Raw genomic sequence first — 20673 nt, forward strand, 5'->3', positions numbered from 1 at the left:
AATAAAACTTAACGGAAGCTCACCTTTTCACCCGCCTGCTGTGTCGCCGCCTTTTCTAGCAGATCCCAGAACGTTTCGCCGCTACGATCGCAGATCCACTCGTCGCCTTTCAGGTCAAAGTGGTAGCCGCCCTGTTTGGTCGCCAGCCACACCTGATGCAGCGGCTCCTGACGGTTAATAATAATTTTGCTGCCGTTTTCGAAGCTGATGGTCAGCACGCCGCCGTTGATCTCACAATCGATATCGCTGTCGCCGTCCCAGTCATCCAGACGCTCTTCAATGGTCATCCACAGGGTGTCAGCAAGGCGATGAAATTCACTGTCGTTCATTTTCTTATCCTGTTTTTCGTGATGACGGCAGTATAACCTGAAACAAAACGCGTTGCAGATTACAGGCTAACTCTTGCTTTTACGCCTTCTCCTGCGATGATAGAAAACAGAAAGCATGAACTTTACAGGCAATCGATAATGAAAAACGTGTTAAAGCCACTCGCTGTCATTTTTACTCTGTTCAGCCTGACGGGCTGTGGGCTAAAAGGCCCGCTCTATTTCCCGCCAGCAGATAAAACCGCGCCGCCTCCGACCAAGAGCGTTCAGCCGCAATCGCAATCCACCACGCCAGAGAAAAACGATCGTGGGATTAGTGACGGGCCTTCTCAGGTGAATTACTGACGGCAGGAATAGATGTATATTTCTGTACCCGCGTGAACGGAGTGAATGATGCAATTCTCTAAAATGCATGGCCTTGGCAACGATTTTATGGTCGTCGACGCGGTAACGCAGAATGTCTTTTTCTCACCAGAGCTGATCCGCCGCTTGTCCGACAGGCATCTCGGCGTTGGATTTGATCAACTGTTGGTGGTTGAACCTCCGTATGATCCGGAGCTGGATTTCCACTATCGTATTTTTAATGCCGACGGTAGTGAAGTGTCACAGTGTGGCAATGGCGCCCGCTGTTTTGCCCGCTTTGTTCGCCTGAAAGGGCTGACCAATAAGCGTGATATTCGCGTCAGTACCGCTAATGGTCGTATGGTATTAACCGTAACCGACGACGAGCTGGTACGGGTGAATATGGGTGAACCCAATTTTGAACCCGCGCAGGTTCCGTTTCGCGCCAACAAAGCAGAGAAGACCTATATTATGCGCGTGGCTGAACAGACAGTATTGTGCGGCGTGGTTTCAATGGGGAACCCGCACTGCGTAATTCAGGTTGATGATGTTGATACGGCCACGGTAGAAACGTTGGGGCCGGTTCTGGAAAGTCACGAACGCTTTCCTGAACGCGCCAATATCGGATTTATGCAAGTGGTAAAGCGCGAGCATATCCGGCTGCGCGTCTATGAGCGCGGCGCGGGTGAAACGCAGGCCTGCGGCAGCGGTGCGTGCGCCGCTGTTGCGGTTGGTATCCAGCAGGGCCTGCTGGCAGAAGAAGTGAGGGTGGAATTACCGGGCGGTCGACTTGATATCGCCTGGAAAGGTCCGGGTCATCCGCTGTATATGACTGGCCCGGCGGCACATGTCTACGACGGATTTATTCACTTATGAAGCAACCAGGGGAAGAACTACAGGAAACGCTCATGGAGCTGGACGACCGGGCGGTCGTCGATTACCTGCAACGTAATCCTGAGTTTTTTATCCGTAATGCCCAGGCAGTTGAAGCGATGCGTGTTCCACACCCGGTGCGGGGCACGGTCTCTTTAGTGGAATGGCATATGGCGCGGGCACGTAATCATATTAACGTGCTGGAAGAGAATATGGCGTTGTTGATGGAACAAGCCAACGCCAATGAAAGCCTGTTCTATCGTCTGTTAAATCTGCAAGCACGGCTGGTATCGGCCAGCAGTCTTGACGACATGCTGATGCGATTTCATCGCTGGGCGCGTGAGTTAGGGCTGGCTGGGGCGACGGTTCGTCTGTTCCCGGATCGCTGGCGACTTGGTGCGCCATCAAAATTCACTCATCTGGCATTAAGCCGTCAGGCTTTTGAACCGCTGCGTATTCAGCGTCTGGGCCAGTCACATCACTATCTTGGACCGCTCAATGGCCCGGAACTTCTGGTCATGATGCCCGAAGCGAAAGCGATAGGCTCGGTGGCGATGTCGATGTTGGGGCAAGATGGATCCCTGGGCGTGATGCTGTTCAGCAGTCGCGACGTTAATCATTACCAGCAGGGGCAAGGTACGCAATTACTGCAGGAAATCTCGCTGATGTTGCCGGAGCTGCTGGAGCGCTGGATTGAACGCGTATGACCGACTCACCCCTTTCTCAGGATGTGGCACGCTTTTTACGCTATCTGGGCGTTGAGCGGCAGCTTAGCCCGATCACATTGCTGAATTATCAGCGTCAGCTTGATGCCATCATTGCGTTAGCCGGAGAGACCGGTCTGCAAAGCTGGCAACAATGTGACGTTTCGATGGTACGCAGTTTTGCCGTGCGCAGCCGTCGTAAAGGGCTAGGGCCGGCGAGCCTGGCGCTGCGTCTCTCCGCATTGCGCAGTTTCTTTGACTGGCTGGTTAATCAGGGCGAGCTGAAAGCCAATCCCGCAAAAAGTGTTTCCGCGCCGAAAGCACCGCGTCATCTACCTAAAAATATCGATGTCGACGACGTTAATCGTCTGCTGGATATCGACCTCAACGATCCCCTCGCCGTGCGCGACCGGGCAATGTTAGAAGTGATGTACGGCGCAGGGCTGCGTTTGTCTGAACTGGTTGGGCTGGATATTAAACATCTCGATCTCGACACCGGCGAAGTATGGGTGATGGGGAAGGGCAGTAAAGAACGTCGCCTGCCAATTGGCCGCAATGCAGTGGCGTGGATTGAGCACTGGCTGGACCTGCGGGGGCTATTTGGCTGCGATGACGATGCGTTATTCCTGTCAAAACTGGGCAAACGCATTTCTGCGCGTAATGTACAAAAACGCTTTGCGGAATGGGGGATCAAACAGGGGCTGAACAGCCACGTACATCCCCACAAATTGCGCCACTCTTTTGCGACGCATATGCTGGAGTCGAGCGGCGATCTGCGCGGGGTACAGGAGTTATTGGGGCATGCTAATCTCTCCACTACCCAAATCTATACCCATCTTGATTTTCAACACCTGGCTTCAGTGTACGATGCGGCGCATCCACGCGCCAAACGGGGGAAATAATGCGTTTTTACCGGCCTTTGGGGCGCATTTCTGCGCTCACCTTTGACCTTGATGACACCCTTTACGATAACCGTCCCGTTATCACACGCACCGAGCAGGAAGCGCTCGCGTTTGTACAGAATTACCATCCGGCGCTGAATTCGCTGCAAAATAGCGACCTACAGCGCTTACGTCAGGCCGTTCGCGACGCCGAGCCGGAAATCTACCACGACGTTACCCAATGGCGTCACCGCGCCGTAGAGCGCGCTATGCTGGAGGCGGGATTGTCAGAAGCAGAAGCCAGAATGGGGGCGAATGCGGCGATGATGAATTTCGCCAAATGGCGTAGCCGCATTGACGTCCCGCAGGCGACGCATGACACGCTGAAGGCGCTGGCCCGCAAATGGCCGCTGGTGGCGATCACCAACGGTAACGCACAGCCAGAACTGTTCGGCCTGGGCGATTACTTTGAGTTTGTGCTGCGCGCCGGTCCCGACGGGCGATCAAAACCGTTCAGCGACATGTACGCGCTGGCGGCAGATAAACTGAAAATGCCTGTGGCTGAGATTCTGCATGTGGGCGATGACCTGACGACAGACGTGGCGGGGGCCATCCGATGCGGTATGCAGGCCTGCTGGATCAAACCGGAAAATGCCGACCTGATGCAAACCGCAGACAGCCGTTTGCTGCCGCATATCGAAATTTCACAGTTGGCATCTCTGACCTCGCTGATATAATCACCAGCAGAACTCTGTATATATACCCAGCTTTTTGGCGGATGGCGCTACGCTTATCCGCCTTACCTACTTTTACGCGGCGGTGCCAATGGACGTTTCTTACCTGCTCGACAGCCTTAATGATAAACAGCGTGAAGCGGTGGCCGCGCCACGCAGCAACATGCTGGTTTTGGCCGGCGCGGGGAGTGGTAAAACTCGCGTGCTGGTGCACCGTATCGCCTGGTTACTGACGGTAGAGAACAACTCGCCATACTCCATTATGGCGGTGACCTTTACCAACAAAGCGGCGGCGGAAATGCGCCACCGTATTGGCCAGATCATGGGAACCAGCCAGGGCGGTATGTGGGTGGGTACATTCCACGGCCTGGCGCACCGTCTGCTGCGCGCGCACCATATGGATGCGAACCTGCCGCAGGATTTCCAGATCCTCGACAGCGAAGACCAATTGCGTTTGCTCAAGCGTTTGATCAAGGCGATGAATCTTGATGAGAAGCAGTGGCCGCCGCGTCAGGCGATGTGGTTTATCAATAGTCAGAAAGACGAAGGGCTGCGCCCGCACCATCTGCAGAGCTATGGCAACCCAGTTGAGCAAACCTGGCAGAAAGTGTATCAGGCCTATCAGGAAGCGTGTGATCGCGCGGGGCTGGTGGATTTCGCCGAGCTGTTGCTGCGCGCCCATGAACTGTGGCTCAACAAGCCGCATATCCTGCAGCACTACCGCGAACGCTTTACCAATATCCTGGTGGACGAATTCCAGGATACCAACAACATTCAGTACGCCTGGATCCGCCTGCTGGCGGGCGATACCGGCAAAGTGATGATCGTTGGCGATGATGACCAGTCGATCTACGGCTGGCGCGGGGCGCAGGTGGAAAACATCCAGCGCTTCCTCACGGATTTCCCGGGCGCAGAAACCATTCGCCTGGAGCAGAACTACCGCTCGACCAACAACATCCTCAGTGCGGCCAACGCCCTGATTGAAAACAACAACGGGCGTTTGGGTAAAAAGCTGTGGACCGATGGCATCGACGGCGAACCAATCTCACTGTACTGCGCGTTCAACGAACTCGATGAAGCGCGTTTTGTGGTCAATCGTATCAAAACCTGGCAGGACAACGGCGGTGCGCTGGAACAGTGCGCCATTCTTTATCGCAGCAACGCCCAGTCGCGCGTGCTGGAAGAGGCGTTGTTACAAGCCAGCATGCCGTACCGTATCTATGGTGGGATGCGCTTCTTCGAACGCCAGGAAATCAAAGATGCGCTCTCCTACCTGCGCCTGATCGCTAACCGCAATGACGACGCCGCATTTGAACGGGTGGTGAATACGCCAACCCGCGGGATTGGCGATCGTACATTAGATGTCGTGCGTCAGACCTCCCGTGACCGCCAGCTTACGTTGTGGCAGGCCTGTCGTGAGCTGTTGCAGGAAAAAGCCCTCGCGGGTCGCGCCGCCAGCGCCTTACAGCGTTTTATGGAGCTGATCGATGCGCTGGCGCAGGAGACCGCCGATATGCCGCTGCACGTGCAGACTGACCGGGTGATTAAAGACTCCGGCCTGCGCATGATGTACGAGCAGGAAAAAGGCGAGAAGGGTCAGACGCGTATCGAAAACTTAGACGAACTGGTGACGGCAACGCGCCAGTTCAGCTACAACGAAGAAGACGAAGACTTAATGCCGCTACAGGCGTTCCTGTCTCACGCCGCGCTGGAAGCAGGCGAAGGGCAGGCGGATACCTGGCAGGATGCGGTACAACTGATGACGCTGCACTCGGCGAAAGGTCTGGAGTTCCCCCAGGTATTTATCGTGGGTATGGAAGAAGGCATGTTCCCCAGCCAGATGTCGCTGGACGAAGGTGGGCGCCTCGAAGAAGAGCGCCGCCTGGCTTACGTAGGCGTGACTCGCGCGATGCAAAAGCTGACGCTGACCTACGCCGAAACGCGTCGTCTGTACGGCAAAGAGGTTTACCACCGTCCGTCGCGCTTTATCGGCGAACTGCCGGAAGCGTGCGTTGAAGAGGTTCGCCTGCGCGCCACGGTTAGCCGCCCGGTGAGCCATCAGCGGATGGGCACGCCAATGGCGGAAAATGATACCGGCTACAAGCTCGGCCAGCGCGTGCGCCACGCTAAGTTTGGTGAGGGCACCATCGTCAATCTGGAAGGAAGCGGTGAGCACAGTCGTTTGCAGGTCGCGTTCCAGGGGCAAGGGATCAAATGGCTGGTGGCAGCCTACGCCAGACTGGAAACGGTTTGATCGGTTTGGCTTTGCCGGATGGCGACGCTGGCGCGTCTTATCCGGCCTACAGACCGGGTAACATTTTGATTTCCAGGCCGGACAAGGCGAAGCCGCCATCCTGCTATCTGTCGGTTAATATTCTGAAATCATAGATAAATAATTCCCCTCTGCTAACCTTTTTGTATAAGGGGAAATTATTACTTTTTCGCCATCTGTTGCGTGTTGACGTCAAAATTTTGCTGGCGTAACATGCGCGCACGATTACGCTAAGAGGACATTCGCCTTGGACACACCCAGTAGATACTGGCTCATTATCCTGTCATCCAGGATCAACTCCTAAGGCTATCCCTTTTTGCTGATAGCCTTCGCGGTTGTCAGCGACCTTCTGTTTTTTCCCGTCGCGCTGAGTCAGGCTGTTTAATGGTCTGAAACCCAATTTGTTTCTGTGTGCCCTCCGAACTGTCCGATAATTTTTTGCATTGGGAGTCCCGGTCATGCTGAGCGCATTTCAACTGGAAAACAATCGTTTAACTCGCCTTGAGGCAGACGAAATCGAGCACCTGGCCAGTTCGGTTTGGGTCGATTTAGTCGAGCCGGATGACGAAGAACGAAACCGTGTGCAAAAGGACTTGGGCCAGAATCTGGCTACGCGCCCTGAACTGGAAGACATCGAAGCATCTGCGCGATTTTTTGAAGACGAAGACGGTCTGCACATTCACTCCTTCTTCTTCTATGAAGATGCCGACGATCACGCGGGTAACTCAACCGTCGCATTTACCATTCGCGAAGGTCGCCTGTTTACTCTACGCGAGCGCGAGCTGCCGGCATTTCGCCTGTACCGCATGCGTGCGCGTAATCAGGCGATGGTGGATGGCAATGCCTACGAGCTGCTGCTCGACCTGTTTGAAACTAAAATTGAACAGTTGGCGGATGAGATCGAAAACATCTACAGCGACCTGGAAAAACTCAGCCGTGTGATCATGGAAGGGCGTCAGGGCGATGAATATGACGAAGCGCTTTCGACGCTGGCGGAACTGGAAGATATTGGCTGGAAGGTCCGCCTGTGTCTGATGGATACCCAGCGCGCACTGAACTTCCTGGTGCGTAAAGCGCGTTTGCCGGGGAGTCAGCTGGAACAGGCGCGCGAGATTCTGCGCGATATCGAATCCCTGCTGCCGCACAACGAATCACTGTTCCAGAAAGTTAACTTCCTGATGCAGGCGGCGATGGGCTTTATCAATATCGAGCAGAACCGCATCATCAAGATCTTCTCGGTGGTCTCTGTGGTGTTCCTGCCGCCGACGCTGGTGGCTTCCAGCTACGGGATGAACTTTGAGTTCATGCCGGAACTGCACTGGAGCTTCGGTTACCCAGGGGCGATTGTCTTTATGATGCTCGCGGGTCTGGCACCGTATCTGTACTTTAAGCGCAAGAACTGGCTGTAATGGCTGTGCCGGATGGCGGTTACGCCTTATCCGGCACTTCTTCAGCTCCGACGTACCCGTCGTTGCGTATAAATCGCATCCATCACGAAAACTGCCAGCGCCACCCAGATAAACGCAAACGTGACCATTTTATCCGCTCCCGGAACTTCACCGTAGAAAGTGACGGCCAGCAGGAACATTAGCGTGGGTCCGATATACTGGAAGAAACCCAGCGTGGACAGACGCAGGCGGGTCGCCGCGCCGGTAAAGCACAGCAGCGGAATGGTGGTCACGACACCTGCAGCAATCAGCAGCAGATTGAGTGACATGGGGTTTTGACCCATATGGCTGGTTGGGCTGTCCGCGATGCCAAACAGATAGATAGCCGCAACAGGTAAAAGCCACAGGGTTTCGATCAGCATGCCGGTTTGTGCTTCGACGGCAATCTTCTTGCGTACCAGACCATAGAAAGCAAAGCTGAACGCCAGGCCCAACGCGATGATTGGCAGCGATCCGAAGGTCCACAGCTGTACCAGTACGCCGCAGGCGGCTAACAGTACCGCCAGCCACTGCATGCGACGAAAGCGCTCGCCGAGGAAAAGCATTCCCAGCACAATATTCACCAGCGGGTTAATAAAATAGCCCAGGCTGGCTTCCAGCATATGATGATTATTGACCGCCCAAATGAACAGTAGCCAGTTTCCACCGATGAGCACTGCAGAGAGCGCCAGCAGGAAGATCTTCTTTGGCGTTTGTAGCAGCGTTTTGATGCCCGACCACTGGCGGCTGATGCTCATCAGTACCACCATAAAGAAAAATGACCAGATGACGCGGTGCGTCAGGATCTCATCCGCCGGGACATAGTAAATCAGCTTGAAGTAGGCAGGAGCGATACCCCAAATAAAATAAGCAGCAAGAGCGAGTAACACGCCCTGCCGCGTTTGTTTAGCATCCATCGGGAAAACTCATTTCAGAAATGTAACAGCAGTTTACCTTTTTTTGGGCACTTACCCCACCATATAAGTGGCGGTTGCGCTGGCAATATAAAGCTGTTCTTCGTTATGCAGTTCCACGCGCGCAACGGCGACTTTATTCCCCGCCCGCAGCAGGCTGCTGGTAGCGGTAAAGCGATTTCCTCTCCCCGGGCGCAGGTAATCAACGCGCAAATCGATTGTTCCCATACGTGACATTCGCTGACGCAGTTCGTCCTCGCTGATCGTCTCATGGCGGGTCAGCGTACTGCCAACGCACACCAGCCCGGCGGCAACGTCCAGCGCCGACGCGATCACGCCGCCATGCAGAATGCTTTGCGCCCAGTTGCCGACCATCATCGGTTGATTATTAAAGGCTAATTGCGCAAATTCTTTCTCATAGCGTTCAAGCTCCAGACCCAGCGCCCGGTTAAACGGCATGTGATAGACAAACATTTCACCCACTAACTTCAGCGCTTCCTCAGCAGTAAGTACGGCAGACATACGATCCCTACATCTCAATGGTTAATGAAATGTTGATATTATGCTTATTATTTGTTGTTTTCTACTTTAGGACGGGATAACTAACGAGGAACTCGCTAAGTATGTAGAATACTTGCCAGATAATTATACAATTCATCAATATTTTGGTTCAGGAGAACATTACCGATGCGGGCGATTCTGGGATGGTTACTACCAGCAGTCATGCTGCCGTTGACCGCGTATGCGCAGGAAGCGACAGTGAAAGAGATTCATGATGCACCGGCGGTTCGCGGCAGTATCATCGCCAACATGCTGCAGGAGCATGACAACCCTTTCACGCTTTATCCTTATGAGACCAACTATCTCATCTACACCAATACCAGCGACATGAACAAAGAGGCGATCAGCAGCTATAGCTGGTCAGAAAATGCGCGCAAAGATGAGGTTAAGTTTCAGCTAAGCCTGGCGTTTCCGCTCTGGCGCGGAATATTAGGCCCGAACTCGGTACTCGGCGGTTCCTATACCCAGAAGTCCTGGTGGCAGCTTTCGAACAGTGAAGAGTCTGCGCCGTTTCGCGAAACCAACTATGAACCGCAATTGTTCCTCGGTTTCGCCACCGACTATCGCTTTGCCGGTTGGACGCTCCGCGATGTTGAAATGGGCTATAACCATGACTCCAATGGTCGATCCGACCCCACCTCACGTAGCTGGAACCGCCTTTACACCCGGCTGATGGCTGAAAACGGTAACTGGCTGGTGGAAGTTAAGCCGTGGTACGTTATCGGCAGCACTGACGATAACCCTGATATCACCAAATATATGGGCTACTATCAGTTGAAAATGGGTTATCACCTGGGTGACGCGGTGATCAGTGTGAAAGGCCAGTACAACTGGAGTACCGGCTACGGCGGCGCAGAGCTGGGGGCCAGTTATCCCATTACCAAGCATGTGCGTCTTTATACCCAGGTCTACAGCGGCTACGGCGAATCACTGATTGACTACAACTTCAATCAGACCCGTGTTGGCGTGGGTGTAATGCTTAACGATATCTTCTGACAGGTATTGAGAGTATTTTAATCATTGCAGTTTCTCTCTCAGGCGCTGAAAATAGCGCCTGTTTTTATTTCAGGCTAATGGGGTTAATGTGGCGCAGGCGGAAGTGTTGAATCTGGAAATGGGCGCTAAACAGGTTTTGCAGGAAACCTTTGGCTACCAACAGTTTCGCCCTGGTCAGGAAGAAATCATTGATACCGTGATCGCTGGTCGCGACTGCCTGGTCGTTATGCCGACCGGTGGCGGAAAATCCCTGTGCTATCAAATTCCCGCATTATTGCTTAACGGCCTCACCGTTGTTGTTTCTCCGCTGATTTCTCTGATGAAAGATCAGGTCGATCAACTGCTTGCCAACGGCGTGGCGGCCGCGTGTCTGAACTCCACCCAAAGTCGTGAGCAGCAGCTTGAGGTGATGGCAGGCTGTCGTAGCGGGCAGATTCGCTTACTGTACATTGCGCCCGAACGCCTGATGCTGGATAACTTCCTTGAAAATCTGGCGCACTGGAACCCGGTGCTGCTGGCGGTTGATGAAGCGCACTGTATTTCGCAGTGGGGGCATGATTTCCGCCCGGAATACGCCGCGCTGGGGCAGTTGCGTCAGCGTTTCCCAACTCTGCCGTTTGTCGCGCTGACCGCGACCGCGGACGAGACAACCCGGCTGGATATTGTGCGTCTGCTGGGGCTCAACGACCCGTTAATTCAGATCAGCAGCTTTGATCGCCCGAATATTCGCTACATGTTGATGGAGAAGTTTAAGCCGCTCGATCAACTGATGCGCTACGTGCAAGAGCAGCGCGGTAAGTCCGGTATTATCTACTGTAACAGTCGCGCTAAAGTAGAAGACACCGCCGCGCGTCTGCAAAGCCGAGGCATTAGCGCCGGGGCTTATCATGCCGGGCTGGAAAACGCTGTACGTGCAGAAGTGCAGGAGAAATTCCAGCGTGATGACCTGCAAATCGTCGTAGCGACCGTGGCGTTTGGCATGGGAATCAACAAACCCAACGTACGCTTCGTGGTGCATTTCGATATTCCGCGCAACATTGAGTCCTATTACCAGGAAACCGGCCGCGCCGGGCGTGACGGCCTGCCTGCGGAAGCAATGCTGTTTTACGATCCGGCTGATATGGCATGGCTGCGCCGTTGCCTCGAAGAGAAACCCGCCGGGCAACTGCTGGATATCGAACGGCATAAGCTCAATGCGATGGGGGCGTTTGCCGAGGCGCAAACCTGTCGTCGTCTGGTGCTGTTGAACTATTTTGGCGAGGGGCGTCAGGAGCCGTGTGGTAACTGCGACATCTGTCTCGACCCGCCAAAACAGTACGACGGACTCATGGATGCGCGCAAAGCGCTGTCGACTATCTACCGTGTTAATCAACGCTTTGGTATGGGTTATGTCGTGGAGGTTCTGCGCGGAGCGAATAACCAGCGAATTCGCGAGCTGGCCCATGACAAGCTGCCTGTCTATGGCATTGGTCGTGAGCAAAGCCATGAACATTGGGTAAGCGTTATCCGCCAGCTTATTCATCTTGGGCTGGTGACGCAGAATATTGCTCATCACTCCGCGTTACAGCTAACCGAAGCCGCGCGTCCGGTACTGCGTGGTGATGTTGCGCTACAGCTTGCGGTACCGCGAATTGTGGCGCTGAAACCGCGAGCGATGCAGAAATCCTTCGGTGGCAATTACGATCGCAAACTGTTCGCCAAATTGCGGAAGCTGCGTAAAGCCATTGCTGATGAAGAGAATATCCCGCCGTATGTGGTGTTCAACGACGCCACGCTGATTGAAATGGCTGAGCAGATGCCGGTTTCACCGAGCGAAATGCTGAGCGTTAATGGCGTGGGGATGCGTAAACTTGAGCGTTTTGGCAAAGAGTTTATGGCGCTTATTCGCGCGCACGTTGATGGTGACGACGAAGAGTAGTCAGCCAGGCAAAAAAGTGCCAGGATGGTGACTCACTGAACTATTTCCCCCGCGAGTCATTTTTATGTTAACGCTATTTTTCACCGTTGCGTTGGTGCATATCGTTGCGCTGATGAGCCCTGGTCCCGACTTTTTCTTTGTTTCTCAAACAGCGGTTAGCCGTTCGCGCAAAGAAGCTATGATGGGCGTGCTGGGTATTACCTGTGGCGTCATGGTCTGGGCTGGCGTAGCGCTGCTCGGCCTACATCTGATTATCGAAAAAATGGCCTGGCTGCACACCATTATTATGGTGGGCGGGGGGCTGTATCTGTGCTGGATGGGATATCAGATGCTACGCGGCGCGTTTAAAAAACAGGATGTTGCGACTCCCACTCCGCAAGTTGAGCTGGCGCAGAGCGGACGCAGCTTTTTGAAGGGGCTGCTGACCAACCTGGCGAACCCTAAAGCCATTATCTATTTTGGCTCCGTGTTCTCATTGTTCGTTGGCGATAACGTGGGAACGGGCGCACGCTGGGGGATCTTTGCCCTGATCATCGTGGAAACGTTGGCGTGGTTTACCGTAGTCGCCAGCCTGTTTGCACTGCCGAAAATGCGTCGTGGCTATCAGCGTCTGGCGAAGTGGATTGATGGTTTTGCCGGTGCGCTGTTTGCGGGCTTCGGTATCCACCTGATTATTTCGCGTTAAGTTCCTTCCGGGCCGGATAAGCGCAAGCGCCTCCGGCGCCTTCATCAGGCATGCCGTGCCGAGGCTAACAAGGCGCCTATCAGCATAAACAGCGAGCCAAACACTTTGTTTAACGCTTTCATTTGCTTTGGCCCTTTAATCCAGCCAGCAATGCGCGTGGCCAGCGTCGCGTAACCGATCATCACAATGATATCGACCACGATGGTCGTGACGCCAAGCACCACGTACTGCATTAACTGCGGTTCCTGCGGCAGGATAAACTGCGGGAACAGGGCTGCAAGGAAAACGATACTCTTGGGATTGGTCAGATTAACAAAGACTGCGCGTTTGAACAGGCGGCTGCGCGATTGCGTATTCGCCATGGTGTTCAGATCGATAGCACCCGCCGCCCGCCATTGCTGAATACCCAGCCAAATCAGATAGGCCGCCCCTGCCCACTTCAGTACCTCAAATGCGATCACCGAACGTGAAAATAGCGTTCCCAGTCCTACGCCAACCAGAACGATATGAATGCCAAGTCCGGTCTGTAAACCAGCAATCGACGCGCTGGCGCCGCGATAACCGTGACTGATGGCGGTGGTCATGGTGTTGATTGCGCCAGAGCCTGGAGACAAGCTCAAAATAATAGAGGTCAACAGGTAGGCGAACCACCATTCAAAGGTCATGAGAAACTCCCGGATTGTCTATTTTTATGCCACAATACGCTACTGCCGTTAGGTTGTGTCAGCGACGGCGAAAAAAACGATTTTACTTGGTCAGCGAGGCTGGATACCCGATGTTTCAGCAGCAAAAAGACTGGGAAACAAGAGAAAACGCGTTTGCTGCTTTTTCCATGGGGCCACTGACAGATTTCTGGCGTCAGCGGGAAGAAGCGGAATTTACGGGCGTGGATGATATCCCCGTCCATTTTGTGCGTTTTCACGCAGAAAAAAACGATCGCGTCATCGTCGTCTGTCCTGGACGCATTGAAAGCTACGTGAAATACGCTGAACTGGCGTATGACCTGTTTCATTCTGGTTTTGACGTCCTCATTATCGATCACCGTGGCCAGGGGCGTTCCGGGCGTATGCTTTCGGACCCGCATCGCGGTCATGTCGATAACTTTAATGACTATGTCGACGATTTAACCGCCTTCTGGCAGCAGGAAGTGCTACCCGGTCCGTGGAGAAAGCGCTATATACTGGCGCATTCAATGGGCGGTGCGATTGCCACGTTATTCTTGCAGCGCCACCCGAATCAGTGTGATGCCATCGCGCTTTGCGCGCCGATGTTTGGTATTGTGATGCGCTTTCCCGACTGGATGGTACGCCACATTCTGGACTGGGCTGAAGGGCATCCGCGGATCCGCGAAGGTTATGCGATGGGTACCGGGCGCTGGCGGGCGCTGCCATTCGGTATGAATGCGTTAACCCATAGTCGACAGCGCTATCGGCGCAATCTACGCTTCTATGCGGATGAGCCGCGGCTGCGCGTTGGCGGCCCCACCTACCACTGGGTACGTGAAGGTATTCTGGCAGGCGAACAGGTTCTGGCTGGAGCAGGAGACGACGCGACGCCGACGCTGCTGATTCAGGCCGAAGAAGAGCGTGTGGTAGATAACCGCATGCACGATCGTTTTTGTGAACTCCGCGCCGCAGCGGGCCATCCCGTAGAAGGGGGGCAGCCGCTGGTCATCAAAGGCGCGTACCATGAGATCCTTTTTGAAAAGGACGCAATGCGCTCAGTCGCGCTTAACGCTATTGTCGAATTTTTCGACAAGCATAACTCATCCAGCGGAACCCGCTTTGCCTAGAGGTTGAATTTTCTTATGTATCAGGTTGTTGCGTCTGATTTAGACGGTACGCTGCTTTCTCCCGACCATACTCTGTCCCCTTATGCCAAAGAGACGCTGAAGTTATTGACCGCTCGTGGCGTTAACTTTGTGTTTGCGACTGGCCGTCATCATGTTGATGTGGGGCAAATTCGCGATAACCTCGGCATTAAAACCTACATGATCACGTCCAACGGCGCGCGTGTGCATGATTCTGACGGAAATCTGGTGTTTTCGCATAACCTGGATCGCGACATTGCCAGCGACCTGTTTGGCGTAGTGAATGCAAACCCGGACATCGTTACCAACGTTTATCGTGATGATGAGTGGTTTATGAACCGCCATCGCCCGGACGAAATGCGCTTCTTCAAAGAAGCAGTGTTTAACTATTCACTGTTTGAACCTGCGCTACTGGAGCCGGAAGGCGTGAGTAAAGTGTTTTTCACCACCGATTCTCACGAAAGGCTGCTGCCGCTGGAGCAGGCGATTAACGCCCGCTGGGGCGACCGCGTGAACGTCAGTTTCTCTACGCTTACCTGCCTGGAAGTCATGGCTGGCGGCGTATCGAAAGGTCATGCGCTGGAAGCGGTGGCGAAAGCGATGGGCTACAGCCTGAAAGATTGCATCGCTTTTGGCGACGGAATGAACGATGCGGAAATGCTCTCCATGGCAGGTAAAGGCTGCATTATGGGCAATGCTCACCAGCGCCTGAAGGATCTGCATCCGGAACTGGAAGTCATTGGTCTTAATGCCGACGATGCCGTGCCGCATTATCTGCGTGAGCTGTTTTTGCAGTAATGTTTTTGTTTGTTAGTTGACCAGATGTCAACTTAAAACTTCGCTACAATGGGCGTACCTTTTGTTAAGAGACATCCATTGTGGCGTTACTCATCATTACCACAATTCTGTGGGCCTTTTCCTTTAGCCTGTTTGGCGAGTACCTTGCCGGTCATGTCGATAGCTATTTTGCGGTGCTGGTGCGCGTTGGGCTGGCGGCGCTGGTGTTCCTGCCATTTTTACGTACCCGTGGGCATAGCGTAAAAACCATCGCGCTGTATATGCTGGTGGGCGCCATGCAGCTTGGCATTATGTATATGCTGAGTTTTCACGCCTATCTGTACCTGACGGTTTCAGAACTGCTGCTCTTTACCGTGCTGACGCCGCTCTACATTACGCTGATTTATGACCTGATGAGCGGACGTCGTCTGCGCTGGAGCTACGCCTTCAGTGTGTTGCTGGCGGTGATTGGTGCGGGGATCATTCGTTACGATCAGGTGACCAGCCACTTCTGGACCGGCCTGCTGCTGGTGCAGTTGTCCAATATCAGCTTTGCTATTGGCATGGTGGGCTACAAGCGTCTGATGGAAACGCGGCCAATGCCGCAGCACAACGCCTTTGCCTGGTTTTACATGGGGGCCTTTATGGTGGCGGTCGTTGCCTGGTTCATGCTGGGGAATGCGCAGAAAATGCCTGCAACCACGCTACAGTGGGGAATTCTGGTCTTTCTTGGCGTGGCAGCGTCCGGCATTGGTTACTTTATGTGGAACTACGGCGCGACCCAGGTGGATGCGGGGACGCTGGGCATCATGAACAATATGCATGTGCCGGCCGGGCTGCTGGTTAACCTGGCTATCTGGCATCAACAGCCTCACTGGCCAAGCTTCATTATTGGTGCGGCTGTGATAGTGGCTTCACTGTGGGTACATCGAAAGTGGGTCGTTCCGCACTCCGTACAAACGGCAGGTGATCGCAGGCGTGATTCCGCGCTGAGCGAATAAACGCTTCCGTGACCGGCTGTCGCTGCTCGCCATCGCGCACGGCGGCGTACAGCCGGCTCCACAATCCATCACCCAGGGTTTTGGTCACCACCAGGCCCTGGCGTTCAAAACTCTCCACCACCCAGTGCGGTAAAGCTGCAATACCCATTCTGGCTGCAACCATCTGAATCAGCAGCAGGGTGTTATCCACGCTCTTCAGCGACGGACTAACGCCCGCAGGCTGCAAGAAATGCCGCCAGACATCCAGTCGACTCCGTTGCACCGGGTAAATAAGCAGCGTCTCACTGGCTAAATCCTCCGGCGTGATCTGCGTCTTGCTGGCCAGCGGATGGTCCGGCGCCAGTACCAGGCGGACTTCAAAATCAAACATCGGCGAGTAGTGCAGTCCGCTACGCGGCAGAATGTCGGATGTTAGCACCAGATCCAGCTCATCCTGTTGTAGCGCTGGTTGCGGATCGAACGTCACGCCGGATTTAAAGTCCATCTCCACCTGCGGCCAGTTGGCACGAAAATTCTCCAGCGCGGGCGTCAGCCATTGAATACAGCTATGGCATTCAATAGCGATCCGCAGCCGGGTTTGCTGCGGTTCGTTGCAGGCCTGCAGCGCACGACCAATTTGCGGCAACACCTGATTTGCTAACTGCAGCAAAATTTCGCCTTGCGGCGTAAAGCGCAGAGGCTGGCTTTTACGGATAAAAAGTCGAAAGCCAAGGCGCTGTTCCAGATCGCTGAACTGGTGAGAGAGGGCGGATTGGGTCTGATGCAACGTCGCCGCTGCGGCCGCCAGCGAACCACTATTCCGCAACGCCTGGAGCGTTTTCAGGTGTTTAATCTCGATCATGAAAGTCCTTCACTTCGGCATGAACAAATTGCGCTTGAGGAATATACAGTAACTGTCAATTATGGATGTGTAAACATCTGGATGGCTAAAATCCTTCGTCTTTTAAATTTATGGTGCGTTGGCTGTGTTTTTCCACCCCGGTCACTTACTTCAGTAAGCTCCTGGGATGAATAAAGTTGCCACCTTCCCTAAATTAAAAATCAATAGGATTTACATATAATTAGAGGAAGAAAAATGACAATACTTAATCACACCCTCGGTTTCCCTCGCGTTGGCCTGCGTCGCGAGCTGAAAAAAGCGCAAGAAAGCTACTGGGCGGGAAATTCTTCCCGTGAAGATTTGCTAACCGTTGGCCGCGAGCTGCGTGCCCGTCACTGGGATCAGCAGAAGCAGGCGGGCGTTGACCTGCTGCCGGTGGGCGATTTTGCCTGGTACGATCACGTGCTGACCACCAGCCTGCTGCTCGGCAACGTTCCGGCTCGTCATCAAAATAAAGACGGCTCGGTCGATATCGATACCTTATTCCGCATTGGCCGTGGCCGCGCACCAACCGGGGAGCCCGCGGCGGCGGCAGAAATGACCAAATGGTTTAACACCAACTATCACTACATGGTGCCAGAGTTCACCAAAGGTCAGCAGTTCAAACTGACCTGGACCCAACTGTTGGATGAAGTGGATGAAGCGTTGGCGCTCGGTCACAAGGTGAAACCTGTGCTGCTGGGACCGGTAACTTACCTGTGGCTGGGGAAAGTGAAGGGCGAACAGTTTGACCGCCTGAGCCTGTTGAACGATATTCTGCCGGTTTACCAGCAGGTGCTGGCTGAGCTGGCGAAACGCGGTATTGAGTGGGTGCAGATTGATGAACCGGCTCTGGTGCTGGAGCTGCCTCAGGTTTGGCTGAACGCCTTCAAACCGACGTATGATGTGCTGACGGGTCAGGTGAAGCTGCTACTGACCACCTACTTCGAAGGCGTAACGCCAAACCTGGATACCATTACCGCGCTGCCGGTGCAGGGGCTGCACGTTGACTTCGTGCACGGTAAAGATGATGTGGCCGAGCTGCACAAGCGTCTGCCTGCCGACTGGTTGCTGTCAGCGGGGCTGGTGAACGGTCGCAACGTCTGGCGTGCCGATCTCAGCGAAAAATACGCGCAAATTAAAGATATCGTCGGGAAACGTGACCTGTGGGTAGCTTCTTCCTGCTCCTTGCTGCACAGCCCAATCGATCTCAGCGTGGAAACCCGCCTTGATGCAGAAGTGAAGAGCTGGTTTGCCTTCGCCCTACAAAAATGCGGCGAGCTGGCGCTGCTGCGTGATGCGTTGAACAGCGGTGATACGGCGGCAATTGTGGCGTGGAGCGCACCGATCCAGGCTCGTCGTCACTCTACCCGCGTACACAACGCCGCAGTGGAAAAACGTCTGGCGGCGATCACCGCTCAGGACAGCCAACGTGCCAACGCTTACCCGGTTCGCGCCGAAGCGCAGCGTGCCCGCTTTAATCTGCCGGCATGGCCGACTACCACTATCGGTTCATTCCCGCAAACCACGGAAATTCGCGGCCTGCGTCTGGACTTCAAAAAGGGCAACCTGGATGCAAGTAACTACCGCACCGGTATCGCGGAACATATCAAACAGGCGATTGTTGAACAGGAACGTCTGGGGCTCGACGTGCTGGTGCACGGTGAAGCCGAACGTAACGACATGGTGGAATATTTTGGCGAGCACCTGGACGGATTCGTCTTTACCCAGAATGGTTGGGTGCAGAGCTACGGCTCTCGCTGCGTGAAACCACCGGTGGTTATTGGCGATGTCAGCCGCCCGGAAGCGATCACCGTGGAGTGGGCGAAGTATGCCCAGTCGCTGACCGACAAACCGGTAAAAGGCATGTTGACCGGTCCGGTGACCATTCTCTGCTGGTCATTCCCGCGTGAAGACGTGACGCGTGAAACCATCGCTAAGCAGATTGCGCTGGCGCTGCGTGATGAGGTAGCGGATCTGGAAGCGGCGGGTATTGGCATCATCCAGATTGACGAACCGGCACTGCGCGAAGGTCTGCCACTGCGCCGCAGCGACTGGGCGGCGTATCTGGAGTGGGGCGTGGAAGTCTTCCGCATCAACGCGGCGGTGGCGAAGGATGAAACCCAGATCCACACCCACATGTGTTACTGCGAGTTCAACGACATCATGGACTCCATTGCGGCGCTGGACGCGGACGTGATCACCATTGAGACTTCACGCTCTGATATGGAGCTGCTGGAGTCGTTTGAAGAGTTCGACTATCCGAACGAAATCGGGCCGGGCGTATACGATATTCACTCGCCGAACGTCCCGAGCGTGGAGTGGATTGAAGCCCTGCTGAAGAAAGCCGAGCAGCGTATTCCGGCCGAGCGTCTGTGGGTGAACCCGGACTGCGGCCTGAAAACGCGCGGTTGGCCGGAAACCCGCGCCGCGCTGGCGAACATGGTCAAAGCCGCGCAGAACCTGCGTCAGGCGTAATTCAGTGCCGGTGGCCGGGAAGCGCAAGCGCTTACCCGGCTTACAGGAAATAGCAAGAGTTGTAGGCCCGGTAAGGTGTAGTCGCCGCCGGGCAATTACCGTTTATTTCTTCCCGCCGTATTGTGTGAACCACTCCAGCATTCTCAGCCAGCCATCTTTCGCGGACTCTTCGTGATAGCTCGGACGATAATCGGCGTTAAACGCATGTCCGGCATCGGGATAGACCACGATTTCCGCTTTTGCATTGGCGGCACGCAGCGCCTGACGCATTGTTTCAACGGTATCTTGCGGAATACTGGTGTCCTGGCCGCCATAAAGTCCCAGAACGGGGGCGTTAAGATCGGTCGCGATATCAACAGGATGTTTCGGTGAGTTGAGGGTTTTATCGCCCACCAGTTTGCCATACCACGCTACCGCCGCTTTTAACTGCGGATTATGAGCTGCATACAGCCAGGTGATGCGTCCACCCCAGCAAAATCCGGTGATCATCAACTGGTGGGCATCTCCTCCGTTACGAGAAGCCCAACTGGCGACGTGATCCAGATCGGCCAATACCTGAGAGTCAGGCACTTTGGCGACAAGGCTGCTGAGCAACGTAGGGATATCGGCAAAGTCATTGGGATCGCCTTCACGAAAATAGAGCTCTGGTGCGATAGCCAGATACCCTTCCAGAGCCAGACGGCGGCAAACGTCACGAATGTGTTCATGAATGCCAAAAATCTCCTGCACGACAATGACCACAGGCAGCGGGCCATCGGACTGTTTTGGTCGTGCGTGATACGCTGGCATATCATCGCCTTGTGAAGGTATGGACGTTACACCGGCGATAATGGCGTTATCCGGAGTGTGAACCGTGGTAGACGTCGGTGGAGATACAGCAGGTGCAAAGCCAGATTGTCGTGTTGTCATGGTATTCTCCGTACCCTTAAATATTCAGCCAAAAAGCGCATTGTTAACTATAGACACATGCAACGAACCACATTGCCTTAAACGGTCTATCTTTTGTGCAGGGCTTCCTTACATCGCATCATTTATGTGATTCAAGTCACTATTTTATGGTAATGGAATGCAATTGATTTACATCATAGTGATGGCTGTCACGAAAATATGTTCAT

The 20673-nt window shown here is 54.3% G+C and carries 21 protein-coding genes; 15 read left to right on the forward strand and 6 right to left on the reverse strand.

Annotation, left to right across the window (positions count from 1 at the left end):
- Positions 1-8 precede the first annotated feature (8 nt).
- Positions 9-329, reverse strand: a complete 321-nt coding sequence (gene cyaY / locus WC7_RS01845) for an iron donor protein CyaY (RefSeq protein WP_016155125.1) — start codon at positions 327-329, stop codon at positions 9-11.
- A gap of 138 nt (positions 330-467) precedes the next feature.
- Between cyaY and WC7_RS01840 the strand changes: the two genes are divergently transcribed.
- From WC7_RS01840 to corA, 8 genes are all read left to right on the forward strand, one after another.
- A complete protein-coding gene (locus tag WC7_RS01840) occupies positions 468-671 on the forward strand; it encodes an LPS translocon maturation chaperone LptM (RefSeq protein WP_003017937.1) in 204 nt (67 codons plus the stop codon).
- 48 nt (positions 672-719) lie between these two features.
- Positions 720-1544, forward strand: a complete 825-nt coding sequence (gene dapF / locus WC7_RS01835) for a diaminopimelate epimerase (RefSeq protein WP_016155126.1) — start codon at positions 720-722, stop codon at positions 1542-1544.
- Positions 1541-2248 carry a DUF484 domain-containing protein gene (locus tag WC7_RS01830; RefSeq protein WP_032947269.1) on the forward strand — a complete coding sequence of 236 codons (708 nt, stop codon included), beginning with the start codon at positions 1541-1543 and terminating at the stop codon, positions 2246-2248. The genes dapF and WC7_RS01830 overlap by 4 nt, the downstream gene beginning before the upstream one ends.
- Positions 2245-3147 (forward strand): tyrosine recombinase XerC, encoded by a 903-nt coding sequence (xerC, locus tag WC7_RS01825; protein WP_016155128.1) that lies wholly within the window; start codon positions 2245-2247, stop codon positions 3145-3147. The genes WC7_RS01830 and xerC overlap by 4 nt, the downstream gene beginning before the upstream one ends.
- A complete protein-coding gene (gene yigB / locus WC7_RS01820) occupies positions 3147-3863 on the forward strand; it encodes a 5-amino-6-(5-phospho-D-ribitylamino)uracil phosphatase YigB (RefSeq protein ID WP_016155129.1) in 717 nt (238 codons plus the stop codon). The genes xerC and yigB overlap by 1 nt, the downstream gene beginning before the upstream one ends.
- Positions 3864-3951: 88 nt before the next feature.
- A complete protein-coding gene (uvrD, locus tag WC7_RS01815) occupies positions 3952-6114 on the forward strand; it encodes a DNA helicase II (RefSeq protein ID WP_016155130.1) in 2163 nt (720 codons plus the stop codon).
- 265 nt (positions 6115-6379) lie between these two features.
- Positions 6380-6436 carry a YsgD/CorL family protein gene (ysgD, locus tag WC7_RS27220; RefSeq protein ID WP_212723238.1) on the forward strand — a complete coding sequence of 19 codons (57 nt, stop codon included), beginning with the start codon at positions 6380-6382 and terminating at the stop codon, positions 6434-6436.
- Between the two features lie 154 nt (positions 6437-6590).
- Positions 6591-7541 (forward strand): magnesium/cobalt transporter CorA, encoded by a 951-nt coding sequence (corA, locus tag WC7_RS01810; RefSeq protein WP_003017920.1) that lies wholly within the window; start codon positions 6591-6593, stop codon positions 7539-7541.
- 41 nt (positions 7542-7582) lie between these two features.
- Here corA and rarD read toward each other — a convergent pair whose 3' ends face one another.
- Positions 7583-8476, reverse strand: a complete 894-nt coding sequence (rarD, locus tag WC7_RS01805) for an EamA family transporter RarD (protein ID WP_016155131.1) — start codon at positions 8474-8476, stop codon at positions 7583-7585.
- Between the two features lie 51 nt (positions 8477-8527).
- Positions 8528-8995, reverse strand: a complete 468-nt coding sequence (gene yigI / locus WC7_RS01800) for an acyl-CoA thioesterase YigI (protein WP_003017917.1) — start codon at positions 8993-8995, stop codon at positions 8528-8530.
- Positions 8996-9160: 165 nt separating this feature from the next.
- Here yigI and pldA point away from each other — a divergent pair, with 165 nt between their 5' ends.
- The 3 genes from pldA to rhtC all read left to right on the forward strand — a co-directional run bounded on the left by pldA (position 9161) and on the right by rhtC (position 12633).
- On the forward strand, positions 9161-10030 hold the full coding sequence (gene pldA / locus WC7_RS01795; RefSeq protein WP_016155132.1) for a phospholipase A: 870 nt from the start codon (positions 9161-9163) through the stop codon (positions 10028-10030).
- 88 nt (positions 10031-10118) lie between these two features.
- A complete protein-coding gene (gene recQ / locus WC7_RS01790) occupies positions 10119-11948 on the forward strand; it encodes an ATP-dependent DNA helicase RecQ (protein WP_019078429.1) in 1830 nt (609 codons plus the stop codon).
- Positions 11949-12012: 64 nt separating this feature from the next.
- Positions 12013-12633, forward strand: coding sequence for a threonine export protein RhtC (rhtC, locus tag WC7_RS01785; RefSeq protein WP_016155134.1), 621 nt, complete (start codon positions 12013-12015; stop codon positions 12631-12633).
- Positions 12634-12677: 44 nt separating this feature from the next.
- On the opposite strand, the gene rhtB is transcribed toward rhtC, so the two are convergent.
- Entirely contained in the window at positions 12678-13298 is a 621-nt protein-coding gene (gene rhtB / locus WC7_RS01780; protein WP_003828938.1) for a homoserine/homoserine lactone efflux protein, read from the reverse strand.
- Between the two features lie 110 nt (positions 13299-13408).
- Between rhtB and pldB the strand changes: the two genes are divergently transcribed.
- From pldB to WC7_RS01765, 3 genes are all read left to right on the forward strand, one after another.
- Positions 13409-14425: a lysophospholipase L2 gene (pldB, locus tag WC7_RS01775; RefSeq protein ID WP_003017911.1), complete on the forward strand. Its 1017-nt coding sequence runs from the start codon at positions 13409-13411 to the stop codon at positions 14423-14425.
- A 15-nt stretch (positions 14426-14440) separates the two neighbouring features.
- Entirely contained in the window at positions 14441-15241 is an 801-nt protein-coding gene (gene yigL, locus WC7_RS01770) for a sugar/pyridoxal phosphate phosphatase YigL (protein ID WP_008787091.1), read from the forward strand.
- An 80-nt stretch (positions 15242-15321) separates the two neighbouring features.
- Positions 15322-16221, forward strand: coding sequence for a carboxylate/amino acid/amine transporter (locus WC7_RS01765; RefSeq protein ID WP_016155135.1), 900 nt, complete (start codon positions 15322-15324; stop codon positions 16219-16221).
- On the opposite strand, the gene metR is transcribed toward WC7_RS01765, so the two are convergent.
- Positions 16109-17062 (reverse strand): HTH-type transcriptional regulator MetR, encoded by a 954-nt coding sequence (gene metR, locus WC7_RS01760; protein ID WP_003017908.1) that lies wholly within the window; start codon positions 17060-17062, stop codon positions 16109-16111. The genes WC7_RS01765 and metR overlap by 113 nt on opposite strands.
- 234 nt (positions 17063-17296) lie before the next feature.
- On the opposite strand from metR, the gene metE reads away from it, so the two are divergent.
- Positions 17297-19558 (forward strand): 5-methyltetrahydropteroyltriglutamate--homocysteine S-methyltransferase, encoded by a 2262-nt coding sequence (gene metE / locus WC7_RS01755; RefSeq protein ID WP_016155136.1) that lies wholly within the window; start codon positions 17297-17299, stop codon positions 19556-19558.
- A 102-nt stretch (positions 19559-19660) separates the two neighbouring features.
- Here the strand turns inward: metE and WC7_RS01750 are convergent, their stop codons facing one another.
- Positions 19661-20467 carry a dienelactone hydrolase family protein gene (locus WC7_RS01750; RefSeq protein WP_016155137.1) on the reverse strand — a complete coding sequence of 269 codons (807 nt, stop codon included), beginning with the start codon at positions 20465-20467 and terminating at the stop codon, positions 19661-19663.
- Positions 20468-20673 lie beyond the last annotated feature (206 nt).

This window comes from Citrobacter sp. KTE151 (assembly GCF_000398845.1).
Lineage (GTDB): Bacteria > Pseudomonadota > Gammaproteobacteria > Enterobacterales > Enterobacteriaceae > Citrobacter > Citrobacter braakii.